The sequence below is a fragment of the Amnibacterium endophyticum genome (genome assembly GCF_042680685.1).
GTDB classification, from domain to species: domain Bacteria; phylum Actinomycetota; class Actinomycetes; order Actinomycetales; family Microbacteriaceae; genus Amnibacterium; species Amnibacterium endophyticum.
In genome coordinates this window covers 1-18,828 of record NZ_JBHUEA010000011.1, presented here as the reverse complement: position 1 = coordinate 18,828, position 18,828 = coordinate 1, and the positions used below count along the sequence as shown (strand labels likewise).

The window sequence follows — 18,828 nt, the reverse complement described above, 5'->3', positions numbered from 1 at the left end:
CTGCGCGACTCTGCCAGCGCCCTTGATTGGCGTCAAGTTGTGAACGCAAGCAACGGGCCGTCCCGCTCGATCGTGACCGGTTCGTGACCTCCGACCGGCAGCTCGGCCCGCTCGATCGCGAGCAGCGCCGCCCCGAGCGCCGCCGCGCCCTCGCCCAGCTGGCCGGTCACCACGTCCGGCGCGCCGTGCGGCGCAACGAGCAGCCCCGCCTCGAGCGCGTGCCGCAGCGGCCCGATCAGCAGCTCGCCGGCGCGGGCGAGCTCGCCCGAGACGACGATGCGCTCGGGGTCGAGCAGGTTGCAGGCGGTGACCGCGGCCAGCCCGAAGGCGCGGCCCGCGTCGCCGATGGCGCGGATGGACTCCTGCTCGCCCGCGACCGCGCGGATGAGCACGTCGGTGAGCTTGGTGATGCGCGGGTCGTCCAGGCCGTCGACCACCGCGGGGGCCGCGGCGAGCGCCTCGAGGCAGCCGCGCGCGCCGCAGCGGCACGACGGCCCGTGCGGATCGACCACGACGTGACCGAGCTCGCCCGCGACGCCGCGGTGGCCGCGGAGCAGCCGCCCGGCGACGACGACGACCGCGCCGATGCCGTCGCCCGCCTCGATCACGATCAGGTCGTCCTTGCCGCGCCCCGCCCCCAGCCGCCACTCCGCGAGGGCGATCAGGTTCGCGGAGTTGTCCAGGTGCACGGGGCGGGCGAGGCGCCTGCCGAGCCCCTCCGCCGCGTCGACCCCCGACCAGCCGCGCAGCGCGGCCGTCGACGCGATCCGGCCCGCCGCGGCGTCGACCGGCGCGGCCACGGCGAGGCCGACGCCGACCAGCTCGTCGAGCTGCGCGTCGACCGATTCGAGCATGTCGGCGACGAGCATCGACGCGGTGTCGAGCCCCTGGTCGGGGCGGTGGTGGCGCCCGAGCGGCATGTGGTGCTCGGAGACGACCGTGGCGCTGAGGTCCGACAGCACCACGCGCAGGTGGCGCTCCGTGACGTGCACGCCCGCCACGAGGCCGAGGCCGTGCGCGAGGGTGACCCGGATCGCCCGTCGCCCGCTCTGCGTGGTCGGCGCGGTGTGCAGGACGCCCGACGCGACCAGCTCCTTGACGATGTTGGACACGGTCGCCGGGGAGAGCCCGGTGCTGCCGGCGAGCTCGACCTGGCTGAGGCCGCCGTGCTGCTTCACCGCGGCGACGATGCGTGCCCGGTTGGCTTCACGAAGTGAAGCCTGGTTGCCGGTCTTCCGTCGACCCTCCTGCACGGCGACACCATAGCCACGGCGCGGACCGGGGCCTTCCCCCGGTCCGCGGGGCGGCCGCCCGTTAGCCTCGGCCCCGATGGACGGCGGAGAGGGACTGCTCGGTGCGGGGGACGTCCGGCGGCTCGCCGCCGCGCTCGGCGTCGCGCCGACGAAGACGCTCGGCCAGAACTTCGTGCACGACGCGAACACGGTGCGGCGCATCGTCCGCGTCGCCGGCGTCCGGCCGGGGGAGCGCGTGCTCGAGGTCGGGCCGGGGCTCGGGTCGTTGACGCTCGGGCTGCTCGAGGCGGGGGCGGCGGTGACGGCCGTCGAGATCGACCCCCGGCTCGCCGCCGGGCTCGCCGCGACCGCCGCCGAACGGCTGCCGGAGGCCGCGGGGCGCCTCGACGTGGTGACCGGCGACGCGATCCGCGTCGACGTGCCCGGCGTCCCCGCCCGACTGGTCGCGAACCTGCCCTACAACGTCGCGGTGCCCATCCTGCTGCGGCTCCTCGCGGACCTGCCCTCGCTCGCGGCCGGGGTCGTCATGGTGCAGGCGGAGGTGGGGGAGCGGCTCGCCGCCGACCCCGGCTCGAAGGTCTACGGCGTGCCGAGCGTCAAGGGCGCCTGGTACGGGCGGTTCGCGCTGGCCGGCACCGTGCCGCGCGGGGTGTTCTGGCCCGTGCCGAACGTCGACAGCGTGCTCGTGCGCTTCGAGCGCGGCGAGCCGCGCGGGGACGAGGCGCTGCGCCTGAAGGTGTTCCGGCTGGTCGACGCCGCGTTCGCGCAGCGCCGCAAGACGCTGCGCCAGGCGCTCGCCCCCGCCGTCGGCGGCCCCGGCGAGGCGGAGCGGCTGCTCGAGGGCGCCGGCATCGACCCGTCGCGCCGCGGGGAGTCGCTCGGGATCGACGACTGGGTCGCCCTGGGCCGCTCGTGATCGGCTGGACGCCCCCGGACGGCAGCGGCCGCACGCCCACCCCCGGTGACGAGGCGCGGCGGGCCGCGTTCATGCTGTTCGCGTTGCTCGCGGCGCTCGCCGGCGTGCTGGCCTTCGCCCGCGACCTCGCGCTGCTGTGGGTGGCGGTGCCGTGCGCGGTCGCCGCGCTCGCCCTGCTGCTCGCGCCGCTCGTCCTCGACCGCCGCCGCTGACCCCGCGTCCTCAGGGCTCCTCGGCGGCCTCGATCACCTCGCGCCAGACCTCGCCCTCGACGTCGCGCTGCTCGGTGACGACCTCGCGGACGAGCCGGATGCGCTCGACGGGCACGACCTCCGTCGTCACGACGACGCGCTCCTCGTGCAGCACGACGTGCTCCTCCGCGTCCTCGAAGACCACCCCCGGCACCGCCTCGGCGTCCTCGATCGGCTCGCGGACGACCCGCAGCTCCTCCCGGCGCACCGGGACGGTGATGGTGCGCTGCTCGGTCACGACCACCTTGCGCAGCACCACGCGGCTGCGCGGCACCGGCTCGGTCGACGCCGACATCCGCTGCTCGGAGCGGGCGATGGTGCCCGTCGGCGGGGTCGCCGCTTCGGCGGAGGCCTCCGTGCGGCGCACCGCGAGAGGGCGCCGCTGGGGCTCGTCGCCCGTCCGCTCGGGGCTGCTCGCCGCGGCCGCAGCAGCGGGCTCCGGCTCGGGCTCGGGCTCGGGCTCGGGCTCGGGCTCGGGCTCGGGCTCCGGCTCGCGCCGGTAGAAGTCGCGCAGCCGCTCCCGCTCCTCGTCGTCCATCGGCGCGTCCGGGGTGCGGCGAGGGGCGGACAGGAAGCGGGACCGGGTGATCGGCAGGGAGATCACGTCGTCCTCGAGGTCCGCCTCGTCGAGGGGGACCAGCGCCTCGGTCGTGCCGATGAGGTTGCCCCGCACCCCCGCCCAGCCGAGCGCGCCGCCGTCGGGGTAGACCTGCCGCACGCGGCCGATGCGCTCCCCGTCGCGGTCGACGATCTCCAGGCCGGCGAGGTCGGCGGGGTCGGTGTCGGGAGCGAGCATGCGGTGCCTCACGAGGGGTCTCGGCGCGGGTCGGGTGCGACGCGAGCGTAGGACATCGTCCCTGCTCAGGGCGAGGATTCCGATGCCCGGGCGGGCGCCGCCCCGGTCGGGATAGTCTCGCCGGGTGGCTCGTCGTGTGATGGTGCGAGCGCCGGGCAAGCTGAACCTGTCGATGCGCGTCGGGTCGCCGAAGCCCGACGGCTACCACGACGTCGCGACCGTGTACCAGGCGGTCTCGCTGGCCGAGGAGCTGACGGCCGAGCCCGACGGCGGGCTGTCCGTGGCGTTCGAGGGGCCCGCCGCGACCGCGGCGCTGCCGGTCGACGGCACCAACCTCGTGATCCGGGCCGCGGAGCTGCTGCGCGAGGCGACCGGGGCCACCGGCGGCGCGAGGATGCGCGTCGTGAAGCGCGTGCCGATCGCCGGCGGCATGGGCGGCGGCTCAGCGGACGCCGCGGCGGCGCTCGTGGCGCTCGACGCGCTGTGGGGGCTGGGGCTCGGGCGCGACCGGCTGCTCGAGCTCGGCGCGGAGCTCGGCGCCGACGTCCCCTTCGCGCTGCTCGGCGGCACCGCGGTCGGCACGGGGCGCGGCGAGGTGCTGGCGCCCGTCCTGACCTCCGGCGCCTTCCACTGGGTCCTGGCCGTCGCGGACGAGGGCCTCAGCACGCCCGCCGTGTACCGGGAGCTCGACCAGCTGCGTGCGGCGGCGGGCGAGGTCCCCGACGCGGCTCCGGAGGTGGACGCCGGGGTGCTGCAGGCGCTCCGCGGCGGCGATCCCGTGCAGCTGGCGGCGGCGCTGCACAACGACCTGCAGACCGCGGCGCTGCACCTGCGGCCGGCGCTCGCGGACCTGCTGGCGCTCGGCCTCCGCAACGGCGCGCTCGGCGGGCTGGTCTCCGGCTCGGGGCCGACCGTCGCCTTCCTCGCCGCGGACCTCGACGGGGCGCTGTCGCTGCAGATCGCGCTCTCGGCCGCGCGCTACACGGCGCTGCGGGCGACCGCGCCCGCCGCGGGCGCCCGCCTCGTCGGCTGACCGCTCCGCTCCGCCCGGTCCCCCCGCCCGGACGCGCGCGGTGCGAGTCCTTGAGCAGGAACAGGGAGCGTCGGCAGGAACCGATCGCCTGCTTCTTCCTGCGGAAGCGCGTCGTTCCTGCTGCAGGTCTCCGCGGCGGCGCGGGGGAGCGCGCGACGGGGGCGGGAGGGGCGGACGCGACGAGGGCCCGTCCACCTGCGGTGGACGGGCCCTCGTCGTGCTGCGGTGGAGGGGATCAGCTCGCGGCGGTGACCGTGAGCTTCGCGATGCCGACCTTCAGGTCGCCGGTCACCGCGTCGGTGCCGTAGGTGTCGTTCAGCAGCTTCGCCGCGTCGTCCGACACGTAGACCGTCGTGCCCTCGAGCACGTACGCGTCGCCGTCCTGGGTGACCGGGTTCAGGGTGCTGCCGTCCAGACGGAACAGGTTGACGTCCTTCGCGACCGACTTGCCGTTCAGCGACACGTCGCCGTTCACGTGGCTGTCGTTGCCCGGGTCGATGACGAAGTTCGTCAGCTCGACCTTCTTGCCCCCCGCGGAGAGCGACAGGCCGGAGCCCTGGTGGTCGATCTCGCCCTGGACGTAGGGGCGGACGCCGGTCGACGGGTCGTAGTAGGTCACGTTGCCGCCGGTGATCGGGAAGGTGAGGACGCCGTCCTTCAGCGTCGCGTCGCCGACGACGCCCGGCTTCAGCTTGAGGGTGTTCAGCGCCTCGACGAAGCCCGGGTCGAGCGTGATCTGCGTCGTCTTGCCGCCGATCGCGGTCTCGAGCGCGGGGGTCGGGCTGGCGCTCGGCGTGGCCGAGGCGGACTCGGACGCGGTCGCGCCGGTACCGGCGCCCGGGTTGGTCTGGTTGCCGTTGCCCTGCTGCGCGCAGCCGGCGAGGCCGGCGATCAGCAGGCCGCTGGCGGCGAAGGCGACAAGGCTCTTGCGGGTGGTGCGCATGATGCGTTTCCTCTCAGTGGACATCCGGTGCGTGGACGGTCCGTTCTCGGTGACTCCCCGCCTGTGGTGCAGGTCGTGACGGAGGTTCGGTGGCCTCCCCGGATCGGATCGGTGCTGTCAGTCGGTTCTCAGACTTCGACGGCGGCGCAGCACCCCCGCCGTCACCACGACGACCACGACGAGCAGGAGGCCGACGCGGAACGGCACCGGCTGCCCCGCGATCACCGGGATCGAGAACAGGATCACGGCCGCGAACCACTCCCAGCGCCCGCTCATCGCCATGAACGGGACGAGCAGCAGCGCGTACCACGCGTACCGGGGGCTCGCGAGCACGAGCGCGCCGCCGATCACGAGGACCTGCGCCGCCCACGGATCCGCCGGGTCGGCGCGCAGCAGCACGACGACGGCCAGCGCGAGGAGCAGCACGGCAGCCCCGACCGTCGCCGCGGTGTCGGGCAGCACCGCCGACAGGAGCGCCGAGCGGCTGCCGCCGTCGTACCCCTCCTCGTCCAGGTAGCCGGGCAGGTAGCCGATCACGGCGTCGCCGGCCGCGATCAGGTGGGGGACGTAGACGGCGACGACGACCGCGACGGCGGCGCCCGCCAGCCGCACGGGATGCCGCTTCAGCAGCGGCGGGACGACGAGGACGGGCAGGAACTTCGTCGCGATCCCGAGCCCGATGAGCGCGCCGGCGCCGAGCGCCCGCCCGCGCACGGCCAGCACGGTGCCGGCGAGGGCGAAGAACGCCGCGGAGCCGTCGATGTGGGCGTTGCCGATCGCCTCCATCGTCACGAAGGGGCACCAGGCGAAGGCCGCGGCCCAGCGCGGATCGCGGTCGAGCGAGCGGAGGGTCCGCAGCAGCAGCAGGGTGGTCGCGACGACCGCGACGAGCCCGAGCACCTGCGTCGGCGAGTAGGCGACGGCGCGCGGCACGAAGAACCGGGCGACGGCGAAGAGCGCCTCCGCGACCGGCGGGTAGATCGTCGGCACCGTCGGACGGTTGATCGCCGTGCAGACGAGGCCCGGCGCGCCGACCTGCTCCGCCGGCCGGGCGCGCAGCCCCGGGCACCGGAGCCCGCCCGAGTCCGTCGGGGTGCCGTCCGGGAAGAGCCACTGCGGTCGGAGCGGTTGGAGCGCGGTGTCGGTCGGCACGTACCGGTACGGCGAGATGCCGGCGTTCTGCACGATGCCGTCCCAGTTGTACCGGGCGGAGTCGGTGCTCGTGTTGGGCTGCCCGGTCAGCGCCGCGAGCCCGATCACCACCGCGCCGATCGTCACGATCGCCGGGACGAGCCGGTCCGGCACCCGCTTGACCAGCAGGCAGGCGGCGCCGAAGAGGATCCAGCACGCGCCGTGGAGCGCCGTGTAGGACGGGCGCCGCTGCGGGGTGACGATCCCGACGTCGGCCATGATCCAGACCGTCAGGACCGTGATCGCCACCAGCAGGAGCGCGACGGGAAGGACGCGGGGGAGGGCGGCGCGCACCCCGTCATTCTCCCGGGCCGCTCCGAATGAACCGATGTGCGGCACGAGGCGGGCAGGATCGAGCGGTGAGGACCGCCTTCGACCTCGTGCGCCGCGCCGCCGCGTCACCGGCCCGGCACCCGCGGGTCGCCGTGGTGCTCGGACGCCTGCTCGGGATCGGCTTCCTCGTCTGCTTCGGGACCGGGCTCTACAGCCACTTGCTGCAGGACCCGCTGCCCTGGATGACGTTCCCGACCCGTCCGTCCTGGCTCTACCGCGTGACGCAGGGGATGCACAACGCGGTCGGCACCGCCCTGATCCCCCTGCTGCTCGCGAAGCTGTGGACGGTGCAGCCGCTGCTGTTCCAGTGGCCGCCGGTCAAGGGCGTGCGGGGCTTCCTCGAGCGCGCCTTGATCGCCCTGCTCGTCGCCGCCGCGCTCGTCGAGCTGGCGATCGGCCTGATGAACACGTTCCAGTGGTACCCGTGGACGTTCCGCTTCCGGCAGACGCACTTCGCGCTCGCGTGGGCGATCATCGGGGCGCTCGCGATCCACATCGGCGTGAAGCTGCCGGTGATCGTGCGGTGGTGGCGGAGGCGGGACAGCCTGGACGCCGACGGCGCGCTGCTGGTGCCGCGCGAGGGCGAGGGCGAGCTCGGCCGGCCGCGGCCGACCGCGCGCGGGCTGACGGGCGCGATCCAGCGCCGGCTCGACGGGGGGCCCACGCCGCCCTCGACGGTCAGCCGACGCGCCGTGCTCGGTGCGACCGGCGCGGCCTCGGCGGTGCTCGTGGCGACCACCGCGGGGCAGACGACGCCCGCGCTCGCCCCGCTGAACGCCTTCGCGCCGCGGCGGCTGCGCTACGGCCCGCAGGGGCTGCCGGTGAACCGGACCGCGGCCGAGGCGCGGGTGCGGGAGAGCGCGCAGGATCCGTCCTGGACCCTCCGCGTCGCGGGCGCGGACGGCGAGCGCGTCTTCTCGCGGGCCGACCTGCTCGCGCTGCCCCAGCACTCCTCGTCGCTGCCCATCGCGTGCGTCGAGGGATGGAGCACGCAGGCGAGCTGGCGCGGCGTGCGGGTCGCGGACCTGCTCGAGCTCGTCGGCAGCGCGGGCCGCGAGGTGGTCGTGCGCAGCTTCGCCGCCGGCGCCTACAGCACGGTGCTGCTCGGCCCGGAGTTCGCGCGCGACCCGCTCACCCTCGTCGCGCTCGAGCTGAACGGCGAGACCCTCCACCTCGACCACGGCTACCCGGCGCGGCTGATCGCGCCCGCGCGGCCGGGGGTGCTGCAGACCAAGTGGCTCGCGGCGCTGGAGGCGCGGTGAGCGCCGCGGCCCGGGTGCTGGTCGCGCTCGCGACGCTGCCGCGAGCGATCGGCCGGGCGCGTGTGACGCCGGAGCCGGACACGGAGGGAGCCGCGCCGGAGCTCCGACCCGCCCCGCCTCCTGGCCGCGGTCTGCAGACGGCGCGGGGCGTCCTGATCGGCCTCGGGGTGCTCCTCCTCGCCGTCGCCGGCGGCGCGCTGGTCTCCGGGGTGCCGACCGGGCAGTGGCCCGCGATCGGCGTCTGGCTGGCCGTCGCGCTGGTGCTGCACGACGGGCTGCTCGCGCCGCTGCTCGTCGTCGGGGCCCGCCTGCTGCGCCGCGGCAGCGCCCGGCTGCCGTGGGGCGCGCTCGCGGCGGTGCAGGCCGCGGTCGCGGTCGGCTTCTGCGTCACCCTGCTCGCGATCCCGGCGATCCGGGCGCAGCAGCTCGGCGCGCGCAACCCGACCGTGCTCGTCTTCGACTACGCCGCCCATCTCGCGGCGGCCTGGGCGGTCGTCGGCGTCGTGGTCGCGGCGGCGATCGTGCTGGGAGCGATCAGGAGGTCGCGCGCGGACTGACCCGCCCGACCCGCCGCCGGGCGTCGCGGCGGCGGTCAGACGGCGCGGAAGCGGAGGAAGCGGCGGTCGGCCGCGGTCCAGGCGGCCTCGAGCGCCAGCGGCCCCGCGGCGTCGACGAGCGCGTGCTCGCCGGCCTCCGCCCAGCGGAACGGCGCGCTGCTGCGTCCGTCGCGCACGACCCGGCCGGTGAACACGACGTCGCGCCGGGGGTCCGGGTGCGCCTCCGCGACGACCGCGCCGCCGGGAGCCAGCAGGGCGGCGCAGCGGGCGAGGAGCGTCGCGGGGTCGCCGCCGATCCCGACGTTGCCGTCGATCAGCAGCACCGACCCCCACGCACCCTCGCGCGGCAGCGGGTCGAAGACGGACCGGTGCAGCACGGGCAGCAGCAGGTCGCGGCAGTGCCGGACCGCCTCCTCGGCGACGTCGATGCCCGTCGCGGCGAGGCCCGCGTCCAGCGCGGCGCGGATCATCCGCCCCGGGCCGCAGCCGACGTCGAGCACGGGGCCGCGGAGGCCCTCGATCGCGGAGCGGTCCGCGTCGTCCGCGACCCCGCTCCACCGCGAGACGTCGAGATCCTGCGCGACCCCGCCCTCCGGCACCAGCGCGAGGGCGCCGCCGTCGCGGAGCGAGCGCGCCCAGGGCTCAGCGCCCCCGGCGCCGAACGATCCGGAGGCGTCGGCGGCCTCGGCGGGCTCCGCACCGGGCAGGACGGTCACGCGACCGCTCCGTCCCGCACGGCGGCGAGCGCCGAGGCGAACGCGCTGCCGGGCGCTGCCGCGGCGACCTCGCGTGCGGACTCGACGGTGTCCACGTCGGTGAGCGGCGGCAGGTCGCGCACCGACAGCCCCGCCTCGACCAGCCGGGCGCGCTGCGCGGCGCCGGTCTGCGCGGTCGACATGGGGACGCCGCGGACCAGCGCGCCGTCCGGGCGGTCCAGGCCGAGCGCCCAGAACCCGCCGTCGGTCGCCGGGCCGAACCAGGCCTGCGCGCCGCTGTCGTCGTCGAGCACCGCCTGCAGCACGGCCGGGTCGGCCTGCGGGGTGTCCATGCCGATCAGCACCGTGCGGCCGCGGCAGGCGTCGAACGCTGCGGCGATGCGCTCGTCGAGACCGCCGGCGGGCTGCGGCCGCGGCTCGAACCCCGCGGCGGCGGGCGGACGGCCGTCGAACCAGAGCAGGCGGCGGTCGCAGCGGACCGCCTGCGCGATCGCGAGCGTGTCGTCGAGGCTCGCCGCGGCGAGCCGGGCGGCCTCCTCCAGGCTGAACGGCGGGTGCAGGCGGGTCTTCACCCGGCCCGGCAGACACTCCTTCGCCAGCACGATCAACGTGGTCATCATGATCCGTTCGGTGCGGTGGCCGCGGGCGATGGGCGCTCGCGGTGCTCCTGGAGCATGCGCCGCATGTCGGCGATCGCCGTCGCCGTGCCGCGGACGGTCCCGGTGACCTTCGAGCGCCCGACGCGCGGGGCGTACGGCACGTCCAGCTCGCGGATCCGCCAGCCGGCGGCGGAGGCCGCGAGCAGCATCTCCAGCGGGTAGCCGCTGCGCCGGTCGCGCAGCCCGAGCGCGAGCAGCGGCTCGCGGCGCGCGACGCGCATCGGCCCGAGGTCGTGCACCGCGACGCCCGTCGCGCGCCGGATCGCCCGCGAGAGCGCCCGGTTCGCGAGCCGGGCGTGCAGCGGCCAGGCGCTCCGGGCGGAGGGGCGGCGCCGGCCGAGCACCAGGTCCGCGTCGCCCGCGAGCACCGGCGCGACGAGCGGTGGCAGGTCGGCGGGGTCGAGCGAGCCGTCGGCGTCGAGCACGGCGACGAGCGGCGCGTCGGCGGCCTCGATCCCGGCGTGCACTGCGGCCCCGAAGCCGCGCCGCGGCTTGCGCACGACCGTCGCCCCGTGCGCCACCGCGACCTCCGCGGAGCCGTCCGGCGACCCGTCGTCGACGACGATGGCGCGGTACCCCTCGGGCAGTCGCGCGAGCACCCCGGGCAGCGCCGCGGCCTCGTCGAGGCAGGGCAGAACCACGTCGACCGCCGCGGTCACGGCGCCGACCGCAGCGGCGCCGTCGCGAACTCGGCCACCCCGGTCTCGAACGGGACCGGCGGCGGCACATCGAGCTCGGCGCGGAGGCGCGACGAGTCGGCCGTGATGTGCCGCACGTCGCCGAGGCGGAAGCCGCCGGTGACGACCGGGTCCGGGCCGCCGCGTGCCGCCGACAGCGCGGCGGCGAGGTCGCCGATCGTGTGCACGACGCCGCTGCCGACGTTGAAGGCGCGCACCGCGCCGGCCGGCTGCCGCGCCGTCCAGTCCAGCGCCGCGAGGTTCGCCGCCGCGACGTCGTCGACGTGCACGAAGTCGCGGCGCTGCCGCCCGTCCTCGAGCACGGTCGGCGCCTCGCCGCGCTCCAGCTGCGAGCGGAAGAGCGCCGCGACGCCCGCGTAGGGCGTGTCCCGCGGCATGCCCGGGCCGTAGACGTTGTGGTACCGCAGCGCGGCCACCCGGCCGCCGGTCTCGCGCGCCCAGGCGGCGGCGAGGGCCTCCTGCTGCGCCTTCGTCGCGGCGTAGACGTTCCGCGGGTCGATCCGCGCGTCCTCGGCGACGAGCCCGGGCTCCAGGTCCTCGCCCGTCTCCGGGTCGACGGGCTCGAACCGGCCCGCCACCAGGTCCTCCTCGCGACGGGGCGGCACGGGGACCGGCCCGCGGGACGACCGGTAGGCGCCCTCGCCGTAGACGACCATGGAGGACGCCAGCACGAGTCGGCGGACCCCGGCGGCCGCCATCCCGGCCAGCAGCACGGCGGTGCCGAGGTCGTTGCTGCGCACGTAGTCGGGGGCGTCGGCGAAGTCGACGCCGAGCCCCACCTTGGCGGCCTGGTGGCAGACGGCGTCGACGCCCTCGAGCGCCGCGGCGACCGCGTCCGGGTCGGTCACGTCCCCGCGCAGGAACCGCACGCCGTCGGGTGCGGCCGAGCCGGGCCCGTGCACGTCGCCGCGCAGCGAGTCGAGCACCCGCACCTCGACCCCGCGCTCCAGCGCGCGGCGCACGACGGCGGCTCCGATGAACCCGGCGCCGCCGGTGACGAGCAGCGCCTGCATCCGCGCAGTCTGGCAGGGCGACTCCCTCGACGGCTGAGGATCTCGCGCGACCGATGCGGCCGGCGCCGTCGTGCGGTCGCCAGGTGCAGTTGCGGCGGCACGTGCCGCCGCAACTGCACCTGCGGACCGCACGGGAGGCTCGCGCCCGGCTGCTCGACCCCGTGGCGGCCCGTGCGCTGCCTAGGCTCGGACCCCGTGGCACATCTCATCGGCGCCGAGCGCATCCGCTTCGAGGTGCCGACCAAGGTCGTGCTCGACGACCTGTCGCTGGGCCTCGAGACGGGCGACCGGATCGGTGTCGTCGGCCGCAACGGCGAGGGCAAGTCGACGCTGATGCGCATCCTCGCCGGCGTGCTCGAGCCCGACGGCGGCCGCGTCACGCGACGCGGCGGCATCACCGTCGGCGTGCTCGACCAGGGCGACTCCCTGCCCGACGGCACCGTGCTGCACGCGATCGTCGGGGACCGGCCGGAGCACGAGTGGGCGGGCGGCCGCCGCGTCCGCGACGTGCTGAGCGGGCTGCTGCACGGCATCGACGCCGAGACGGACGTCGCCGCGCTCTCGGGCGGGCAGCGGCGCCGCACCGCGCTCGCGGCGCTGCTGATCGGGGACGCGGACGTGCTGTTCCTCGACGAGCCGACGAACCACCTCGACATCGAGGGCGTCCGCTGGCTCGCGGCGCACCTGAACGCGCGGTGGTCGTCCGGCCAGGGCGCGCTCGTGACCGTCAGCCACGACCGCTGGTTCCTCGACGCGGTCTGCACGCGGATGTGGGAGGTGCACGACCGGGAGGTCGACGCCTTCGAGGGCGGGTACGCCGCGTACGTGCTGCAGCGGGTCGAGCGGGACCGCCAGGCCCGGGCGACGGAGGACCGCCGGCAGAACCTGCTGCGCAAGGAGCTCGCGTGGCTGCGCCGCGGCGCGCCCGCGCGCACGTCGAAGCCGAAGTTCCGGATCGAGGCGGCGAACGAGCTGATCGAGGACGTGCCGCCGCCGCGGGACGCCGTGCGCCTGCACTCGATGGCGGTCGCGCGGCTCGGCAAGGACGTGGTCGACCTCGTCGACGCAGCCGCGTCCTACGACGGCCGGCCGGTGGTGGAGCACGTGGAGTGGCGCATCGCGCCGGGGGAGCGGACCGGGATCCTCGGCCGCAACGGCGCCGGCAAGTCGACCCTGCTCGGGCTCGTCGACGGCACGATCCCGCCGTCCTCCGGACGCGTGAAGCAGGGGAAGACGGTGCGGGTGCGGCGGCTGACGCAGCAGCTCTCGGAGCTGGACGAGGTCGCCGGCGACCGGGTGCTCGACGTGATCGGGCGCCTCCGGACCACGTACGCGGTGGGCGATGCGGAGCTCGCGCCCGGGCAGCTGCTCGAGCGGCTCGGCTTCCCGTCCTCGCAGCTCTCGACCCGGGTCGGCGAGCTGTCCGGCGGGTGGAAGCGGCGGCTGCAGCTGCTGCTCGTGCTGCTCGACGGCCCGAACCTGCTGATCCTCGACGAGCCGACGAACGACCTCGACACCGACATGCTGACGGCGATGGAGGACGTGCTCGACACCTGGCCGGGCACGCTCGTCGTCGTCAGCCACGACCGCTACCTCATCGAGCGGGTCACCGACCAGCAGTACGCGGTGGTGGGCGGCCGCCTCCGGCACCTGCCCGGCGGGGTCGACGAGTACCTGCGCATGGGCGACGTCGAGGCCGCGGTCGTGGAGGACGCCCCGGCCGCGGGCGTCTCGGGTGCCGAGCGCCGCGCGCTGGAGAAGCAGCTGTCGTCGCTCGACCGCCGCATGGCGCGGCTGACGGACGAGGTGCGGGCAGACCACGACGCGCTGGCGGCGCACGACCAGGCGGACTACGTGGGCCTCGAGTCGATCGCGGCCCGAATCCGGCAGCGCGAGGCCGAGCGCGACGACCTCGAGCTCGAGTGGCTCGACACCGCGGAGCGCCTCGAGTCCGCCTGACCCCGCGCGTTCCCGGGCGGGTTCCGACAGGACGGGCGCCTGTTCGCGCCCGTGCTGTCGGGACTCGCCCGTGCGCGGCTCCGTCGTCCGGAGCCGGGAGGCGCGGGCCCGCTCGCCCTCGGCGCCGTCCGGCGTCGGGTCCGGTGCACGCGCGTCGGATGCGGAGCCCCGGCTTGGGCGATCTCTGCACCGGATCCGGCGTGAGGGCACCGCATCCGACGGCGAGGCACGGCTGATGCAGGCCGATGCGGCAGGTGCAGGACGTGCGGCGCCGATCCGTCCTGCATGCGAGACATCAGCCTGCCTCCACCACGCCGCCCATGCCGTCCCTCCCGGTCTCGGCGCCCCTCCGTGGCGGATGCGGTCCGGCGGGGCTGCGTCCGGCGCCGGATCACGGGCCGGTTTCCGACCGCTGCTGCGAGCCCGGGTACGGGCTAGGAGTCGCCTGGGAGACCTCCCGAGAGCGGCCCGGCACCGCCACCCTGAGCGGCACGACGACCGAGGGAGGCCCGGGGATGTCCGCGACGACGAGCGCACCCGCGCAGGCGCAGCACCAGCCGGAGCTGAAGCGGGCGATCGGCCCGAGGCTGCTCCTGCTGTTCATCATCGGCGACATCCTCGGCACCGGGGTCTACGCGCTGACCGGCCAGGTGGCGGGCGAGGTCGGCGGTGCCGCATGGGCGCCCTTCCTCATCGCCTTCGCGGTGGCGACGCTGACCGCCTTCTCCTACCTCGAGCTGGTCACGAAGTACCCGCAGGCCGCCGGTGCCGCGCTCTACGTGCACAAGGCGTTCGGCATCCACTTCGTGACGTTCGTCGTGATGTTCGTGGTGATGTCCTCCGGCATCACGTCCGCGTCCGCGGCCTCGGTCGCCTTCGCGGCGAACTTCGAGGCGGCGTTCGGCATCGACGCCGGGGCGGGCGGAGCGCTCGCCGTCGCGCTCGTGTTCATGCTGCTGATCCTCGCCGTCAACCTCCGCGGCGTCGCGGAGGGCGTCGGGCTGAACGTGGTCTTCACCCTGATCGAGCTGTCCGGCCTGCTGCTCGTGCTGCTGCTCGGCTCCTTCGCGATCTTCGGCGGCCAGGCGGACTTCTCCCGCGTCGTGCTCTTCGAGACGGAGGAGGGGCGCTCCGTCTGGCTCGCGCTGTCCACCGCGACCAGCCTCGCCTTCTTCGCGATGGTCGGCTTCGAGGACAGCGTGAACATGGCGGAGGAGACGAAGGACCCCTCGAGGACGTTCCCGCGGATGCTGCTGACCGGGCTGTCGCTCGCCGCCGTGCTCTACGTGCTCGTGTCGGTCGTCGCCGTCGCGGTGGTACCGGTCGGCGAGCTGGCCGCGTCCGAGACGCCGCTCACGACGGTCGTCCAGACCGCGGTGCCGGGCTTCCCGATCGCCGCGCTGCTGCCCTTCATCTCGATGTTCGCCGTGGCGAACAGCGCGCTGATCAACATGCTGATGGCGAGCCGTCTCATCTACGGGATGAGCCGGCAGGCCGTCCTGCCGCCGCTCCTCGGCCGGGTGCTGCCGCGCCGCCGCACCCCGTGGACCGCGATCGTCTTCACCACCGCGCTCGCGATGGGGCTGATCACCTTCCTGTCGCTCGGCACCGACAACCCGGTCGTCGGCCTGCTCGGCGGCACGACGTCGCTGCTGCTGCTCAGCGTGTTCGCGGTCGTCAACGTGGCGGTGCTCGTGCTGCGGCGGCAGCCCGTGGACCACGCGCACTTCCGCACCCCGACGGCGCTGCCGATCGTCGGCGCGGTGGCCTGCGTCTACCTGGTGCTGCCCTGGACCTCCGGCCGCGACCCGCAGCAGTACTCCATCGCCGCCGTGCTGCTCGTCATCGGCGTCGCGCTCTGGGTCGTGACCGTGCTCGCGAACCGTCGGCTCCGCGCCGCCAGCGGGGACCTCTCCGACATCGGCTGACCGTCGGGCCGCCGCGGATTCGCCCCGCGGTGACATGTCTGCACGCCGGCAGGGGCGGATCCGTCACCCGTCGCCGAAGGAGCAGGCGGGGAGCGCGGGGCGGGCCGCGCGCGCTGCGGCAGACTGGACGCGGCCGATCCGCCCTGGTGTAACGGCAGCACGACAGCCTTTGGAGCTGTGAGGACCAGGTTCGAATCCTGGGGGCGGAGCCCTCACCGGCGCCCCCGTAGGCTGTGCCAGCCGCCGACCGCGTCCGACGTGAAGGAGTCGCGTGACCACCTCCCCGCTCGCGGTCGTCGTCCTCGCCGCAGGCCAGGGCACCCGCATGCGCTCGACCCGGCCGAAGGTGCTGCACGAGCTGGCGGGCCTGCCGATGCTCGCCCACGTGCTGCGGGCCGCGCAGGACCTCGCGCCCGCCCGCCTCGCCGTCGTCGTGCGGCACGAGCGCGAGCTGGTCGCCGCCGCCGTCGCGGAGCACGCGCCCGAGGCCCTCGTGGTCGACCAGGACGAGGTGCCCGGGACGGGGCGCGCGCTCGAGGTCGCGGTCGCCGCGCTCGACGGCTTCGAGGGCGACGTGCTCGTGCTGTCGGGCGACGTGCCCGCCATCGGCGCCGCGACCCTCGCACCGCTGCTCTCCCTGCACCGCGGCGGCGGCCTGGGCGTCTCGCTCGTCACCGCCCGCCCCGCCGACCCGACCGGGTACGGCCGCGTGCTGCGCGACCCGTCCGGGCTGGTGGAGCGCATCGTCGAGCACCGCGACGCCACCGAGGCGGAGCGGGCGGTCGACGAGATCAACGCGGGCGTCTACGTGTTCCGCAGCGCCGGCCTGGCCGAGCGCCTCGGCGCCCTCGGCAGCGGCAACGCGCAGGGCGAGCGGTACGTCACCGACCTCGTCGCCGCGGCCCGTGCCGCGGGCGAGTCGGTCGGCGCCGTCGAGGCGCACGTCGACGAGGTCGCGGGCGTGAACGACCGCGTGCAGCTCGCCGCGGTCGCGAGGCGGATGAACGACGCCATCGTGCGGGGGCACCAGCTCGCCGGCGTGACGGTGCTGGACCCGCTGACGACCTGGATCGACGCGGAGGTCGTGCTCGCGGAGGACGTCGAGGTGCTCCCGAACACGCAGCTGCGCCGCGCGACGATCGCGGGCCGGGGTGCCGTGATCGGCCCCGACACGACGCTCGTCGACTGCGAGGTCGGCGAGGGCGCCCGCGTGAACCGGGTCGACGGCACCCTCGCGGTGATCGGCGCGGAGGCGGAGGTCGGCCCGTTCGCGTACCTGCGCCCGGGCACCGTGCTGCACGCGCACGGGAAGATCGGCACGTTCGTCGAGACGAAGAACGCGGAGATCGGCACCGGCTCGAAGGTGCCGCACCTCTCCTACATCGGCGACACGACGGTGGGGGAGGGCTCCAACATCGGCGCCAACACCATCACCGCGAACTACGACGGCGTGCACAAGCACCGCACGACCGTCGGCGACGCGGTGCGCACCGGGTCGCACAACGTCTTCGTCGCGCCGGTGACGATCGGGGACGGCGTCTACACGGGTGCGGGGACGGTGGTCCGCAAGGACGTGCCGCCCGGGTCGCTCGCCGTGAACGTGGCGCCGCAGCGGAACATCGCCGGCTGGGTGGAGCAGCACCGGCCGGACACGGAGGCCGCCCGCGCTGCAGCGCGGGCGCAGGAGGAGGACGCCGGGGCATGACGGGCATCAGGACCAAGGGCGAGAAGCGCCTCGTCGTCATCGCGGGGCGGTCCCACCCCGAGCTCGCCGAGGCGGTGGCGGCCGAGCTGGACACCGCGCTGCTGCCGGTCGAGACGCGCACCTTCGCCTCCGGTGAGATCTACACGCGGATGGAGGAGAGCGTGCGCGGCTGCGACGCCTTCGTCATCCAGTCGTACGGCGGCCCGGTCAACGAGTGGCTGATCGAGCAGCTGATCATGATCGACACGCTGAAGCGGGCCTCGGCCAAGCGCATCACTGCCGTCGTGCCGTACTACCCGTACAGCCGGCAGGACAAGAAGAGCCGCGGGCGCGACCCGATCAGCGCGCGCCTGATCGCGGACCTGTTCAAGACCGCGGGCGCGGAGCGGATCATCTCCGTCGACCTGCACGCCGCGCAGATCCAGGGCTTCTTCGACGGCCCGCTGGACCAGCTGTTCGCGATGCCGGTCCTGGTCGACCACATCGAGCGCACGGTCGACAAGTCGAACCTGATGGTCGTCTCGCCGGACATGGGGCGCGTCCGCGTCGCCGACGTCTGGAGCGACCGGCTGGACGTCCCCCTCGCGATCATCCACAAGCGCCGCGACCCCGCGGTGCCGAACCAGGTGACGGTGCACGAGATCGTCGGCGACGTGCGGGGCAAGATGTGCCTGCTCGTGGACGACATGATCGACACCGGCGGCACGATCGTGAAGGGCGCGGAGGCGCTGAAGGCGAACGGTGCGACCGGCGTGATCGTCGCGGCGACGCACGCGATCTTCAGCGACCCGGCCGTGGAGCGGCTGACCTCGCCCGCCATCGACCGCGTCATCGTGACGGACACGCTGCCGATCACGCCCGACAAGCGGTTCGACTCGCTCGAGGTGCTGTCGATGGCGCCGGTGATCGCGCGGGCGATCCACGAGGTCTTCGAGGACGGCAGCGTCACCAGCATGTTCAACGGCGCCGCCTGACCCCCTTGGTCGGTGCTCGTGCTGCTCCCAGCGCCTGAGAGCAGCACGAGCACCGACCGCCCCTGGTGCGGGAGGCTCGCCGAAGCGAGGATCGACCTGTGACGCCGCCCGGGGTCCAGGTCGAGGCCGCCCGGCTGCTCGGGCAGGCGCCCGCCGCGCGGGCGCACGGGTCCGCGCGCTTCGGCGGGGCCTGGGACGTGGAGTCGCTCGCGGTCGGCGCGGTCGCCGCGTTCGTCGATTCGGTCGCCGCGCTGACCGGCACCGCGGCCGAGGTCGACGCGGCGGCGGTCACCGCCTGGTTCCGGCAGGCGGTGACACCGGTCGGCTGGAGCGTCCCGTCGCCGTGGGACGCGGTCGCGGGCGACTACCGGGCCCGCGACGGCTGGATCCGGCTGCACACGAACGCGCCGCGGCACCGCGCCGCCGCGCTGGGCGTGCTCGACGCGCCCGCCGAGCGCGAGGCGGTCGCGGTCGCGGTGGCGGGGTGGAGCGCCGACGCCCTCGAGACGGCAGTGGTCCGGGCCGGCGGCGCCGCGGCCGCGGTGCGTCCCCCCGCCGCCCCGGCCGGGCCCCCGCCGGGCGCCGCGGTGCGGCGCGCGGCGCTGGTCGCCCGCGCGCCCCGCCCCGCAGCAAGTCGGGGG

At 75.6% G+C, this 18,828-nt stretch carries 17 protein-coding genes, 1 tRNA gene and 1 pseudogene; 11 read left to right on the top strand and 8 right to left on the bottom strand.

From position 1 onward, the window contains the following. Nucleotides 1–32 precede the first annotated feature (32 nt). On the bottom strand, nt 33–1,253 hold the full coding sequence (locus ACFSBI_RS08465; protein ID WP_377933948.1) for an ROK family transcriptional regulator: 1,221 nt from the start codon (nt 1,251–1,253) through the stop codon (nt 33–35). A gap of 76 nt (nt 1,254–1,329) precedes the next feature. On the opposite strand from ACFSBI_RS08465, the gene rsmA reads away from it, so the two are divergent. Both rsmA and ACFSBI_RS08455 read left to right on the top strand, forming a co-directional pair. Continuing rightward, nucleotides 1,330–2,169 (top strand): 16S rRNA (adenine(1518)-N(6)/adenine(1519)-N(6))-dimethyltransferase RsmA, encoded by an 840-nt coding sequence (gene rsmA, locus ACFSBI_RS08460; RefSeq protein WP_377933946.1) that lies wholly within the window; start codon nt 1,330–1,332, stop codon nt 2,167–2,169. After that, nucleotides 2,166–2,381: a hypothetical protein gene (locus ACFSBI_RS08455; RefSeq protein ID WP_377933944.1), complete on the top strand. Its 216-nt coding sequence runs from the start codon at nt 2,166–2,168 to the stop codon at nt 2,379–2,381. The genes rsmA and ACFSBI_RS08455 overlap by 4 nt, the downstream gene beginning before the upstream one ends. Nucleotides 2,382–2,391: 10 nt before the next feature. Here the strand turns inward: ACFSBI_RS08455 and ACFSBI_RS08450 are convergent, their stop codons facing one another. Beyond that, nucleotides 2,392–3,216: a DUF2382 domain-containing protein gene (locus ACFSBI_RS08450; protein WP_377933942.1), complete on the bottom strand. Its 825-nt coding sequence runs from the start codon at nt 3,214–3,216 to the stop codon at nt 2,392–2,394. Nucleotides 3,217–3,340: 124 nt separating this feature from the next. On the opposite strand from ACFSBI_RS08450, the gene ACFSBI_RS08445 reads away from it, so the two are divergent. Beyond that, nucleotides 3,341–4,249 carry a 4-(cytidine 5'-diphospho)-2-C-methyl-D-erythritol kinase gene (locus ACFSBI_RS08445; protein WP_377933940.1) on the top strand — a complete coding sequence of 303 codons (909 nt, stop codon included), beginning with the start codon at nt 3,341–3,343 and terminating at the stop codon, nt 4,247–4,249. 235 nt (nt 4,250–4,484) lie between these two features. Here the strand turns inward: ACFSBI_RS08445 and ACFSBI_RS08440 are convergent, their stop codons facing one another. Continuing rightward, the gene (locus tag ACFSBI_RS08440; protein WP_377933938.1) at nt 4,485–5,192 is read right to left on the bottom strand and encodes a hypothetical protein; all 708 of its coding nucleotides are present in this window, start codon (nt 5,190–5,192) and stop codon (nt 4,485–4,487) included. 117 nt (nt 5,193–5,309) lie between these two features. After that, entirely contained in the window at nt 5,310–6,677 is a 1,368-nt protein-coding gene (locus ACFSBI_RS08435; RefSeq protein WP_377933936.1) for a glycosyltransferase 87 family protein, read from the bottom strand. Nucleotides 6,678–6,742: 65 nt separating this feature from the next. Between ACFSBI_RS08435 and ACFSBI_RS08430 the strand changes: the two genes are divergently transcribed. Together ACFSBI_RS08430 and ACFSBI_RS08425 are read left to right on the top strand one after the other, a co-directional pair. Continuing rightward, nucleotides 6,743–7,978, top strand: coding sequence for a molybdopterin-dependent oxidoreductase (locus ACFSBI_RS08430; protein ID WP_377933934.1), 1,236 nt, complete (start codon nt 6,743–6,745; stop codon nt 7,976–7,978). Continuing rightward, the gene (locus tag ACFSBI_RS08425; RefSeq protein ID WP_377933932.1) at nt 7,975–8,535 is read left to right on the top strand and encodes a hypothetical protein; all 561 of its coding nucleotides are present in this window, start codon (nt 7,975–7,977) and stop codon (nt 8,533–8,535) included. The genes ACFSBI_RS08430 and ACFSBI_RS08425 overlap by 4 nt, the downstream gene beginning before the upstream one ends. Before the next feature lie 35 nt (nt 8,536–8,570). On the opposite strand, the gene ACFSBI_RS08420 is transcribed toward ACFSBI_RS08425, so the two are convergent. Genes ACFSBI_RS08420 through ACFSBI_RS08405 form a run of 4 tightly spaced genes read right to left on the bottom strand, consistent with a single transcriptional unit; the run spans nt 8,571 to nt 11,621 of the window. Then, complete coding sequence (locus ACFSBI_RS08420; protein WP_377933930.1) at nt 8,571–9,251, bottom strand: methyltransferase domain-containing protein; 681 nt, start codon at nt 9,249–9,251, stop codon at nt 8,571–8,573. Then, nucleotides 9,248–9,868 carry a TIGR04282 family arsenosugar biosynthesis glycosyltransferase gene (locus ACFSBI_RS08415; RefSeq protein WP_377933928.1) on the bottom strand — a complete coding sequence of 207 codons (621 nt, stop codon included), beginning with the start codon at nt 9,866–9,868 and terminating at the stop codon, nt 9,248–9,250. Before ACFSBI_RS08415 ends, ACFSBI_RS08420 begins: the two co-directional genes overlap by 4 nt. Next, complete coding sequence (locus ACFSBI_RS08410; RefSeq protein ID WP_377933926.1) at nt 9,868–10,569, bottom strand: glycosyltransferase family 2 protein; 702 nt, start codon at nt 10,567–10,569, stop codon at nt 9,868–9,870. The genes ACFSBI_RS08415 and ACFSBI_RS08410 overlap by 1 nt, the downstream gene beginning before the upstream one ends. Continuing rightward, a complete protein-coding gene (locus ACFSBI_RS08405; protein WP_377933924.1) occupies nt 10,566–11,621 on the bottom strand; it encodes an NAD-dependent epimerase/dehydratase family protein in 1,056 nt (351 codons plus the stop codon). The genes ACFSBI_RS08410 and ACFSBI_RS08405 overlap by 4 nt, the downstream gene beginning before the upstream one ends. A gap of 195 nt (nt 11,622–11,816) precedes the next feature. On the opposite strand from ACFSBI_RS08405, the gene ACFSBI_RS08400 reads away from it, so the two are divergent. The 6 genes and pseudogenes from ACFSBI_RS08400 to ACFSBI_RS08375 form a co-directional block, all read left to right on the top strand. Next, complete coding sequence (locus ACFSBI_RS08400) at nt 11,817–13,580, top strand: ABC-F family ATP-binding cassette domain-containing protein (RefSeq protein ID WP_377933922.1); 1,764 nt, start codon at nt 11,817–11,819, stop codon at nt 13,578–13,580. A 515-nt stretch (nt 13,581–14,095) separates the two neighbouring features. Next, nucleotides 14,096–15,508, top strand: a complete 1,413-nt coding sequence (locus tag ACFSBI_RS08395) for an APC family permease (RefSeq protein ID WP_377933920.1) — start codon at nt 14,096–14,098, stop codon at nt 15,506–15,508. Nucleotides 15,509–15,645: 137 nt separating this feature from the next. Continuing rightward, nucleotides 15,646–15,717: transfer RNA gene (locus ACFSBI_RS08390), tRNA-Gln, on the top strand. A gap of 62 nt (nt 15,718–15,779) precedes the next feature. Continuing rightward, nucleotides 15,780–17,213 (top strand): bifunctional UDP-N-acetylglucosamine diphosphorylase/glucosamine-1-phosphate N-acetyltransferase GlmU, encoded by a 1,434-nt coding sequence (gene glmU / locus ACFSBI_RS08385; protein WP_377933918.1) that lies wholly within the window; start codon nt 15,780–15,782, stop codon nt 17,211–17,213. Then, on the top strand, nt 17,210–18,187 hold the full coding sequence (locus ACFSBI_RS08380; RefSeq protein WP_377933916.1) for a ribose-phosphate diphosphokinase: 978 nt from the start codon (nt 17,210–17,212) through the stop codon (nt 18,185–18,187). The genes glmU and ACFSBI_RS08380 overlap by 4 nt, the downstream gene beginning before the upstream one ends. Before the next feature lie 98 nt (nt 18,188–18,285). Continuing rightward, nucleotides 18,286–18,828: pseudogene (locus tag ACFSBI_RS08375) on the top strand (hypothetical protein); the annotation flags it as partial.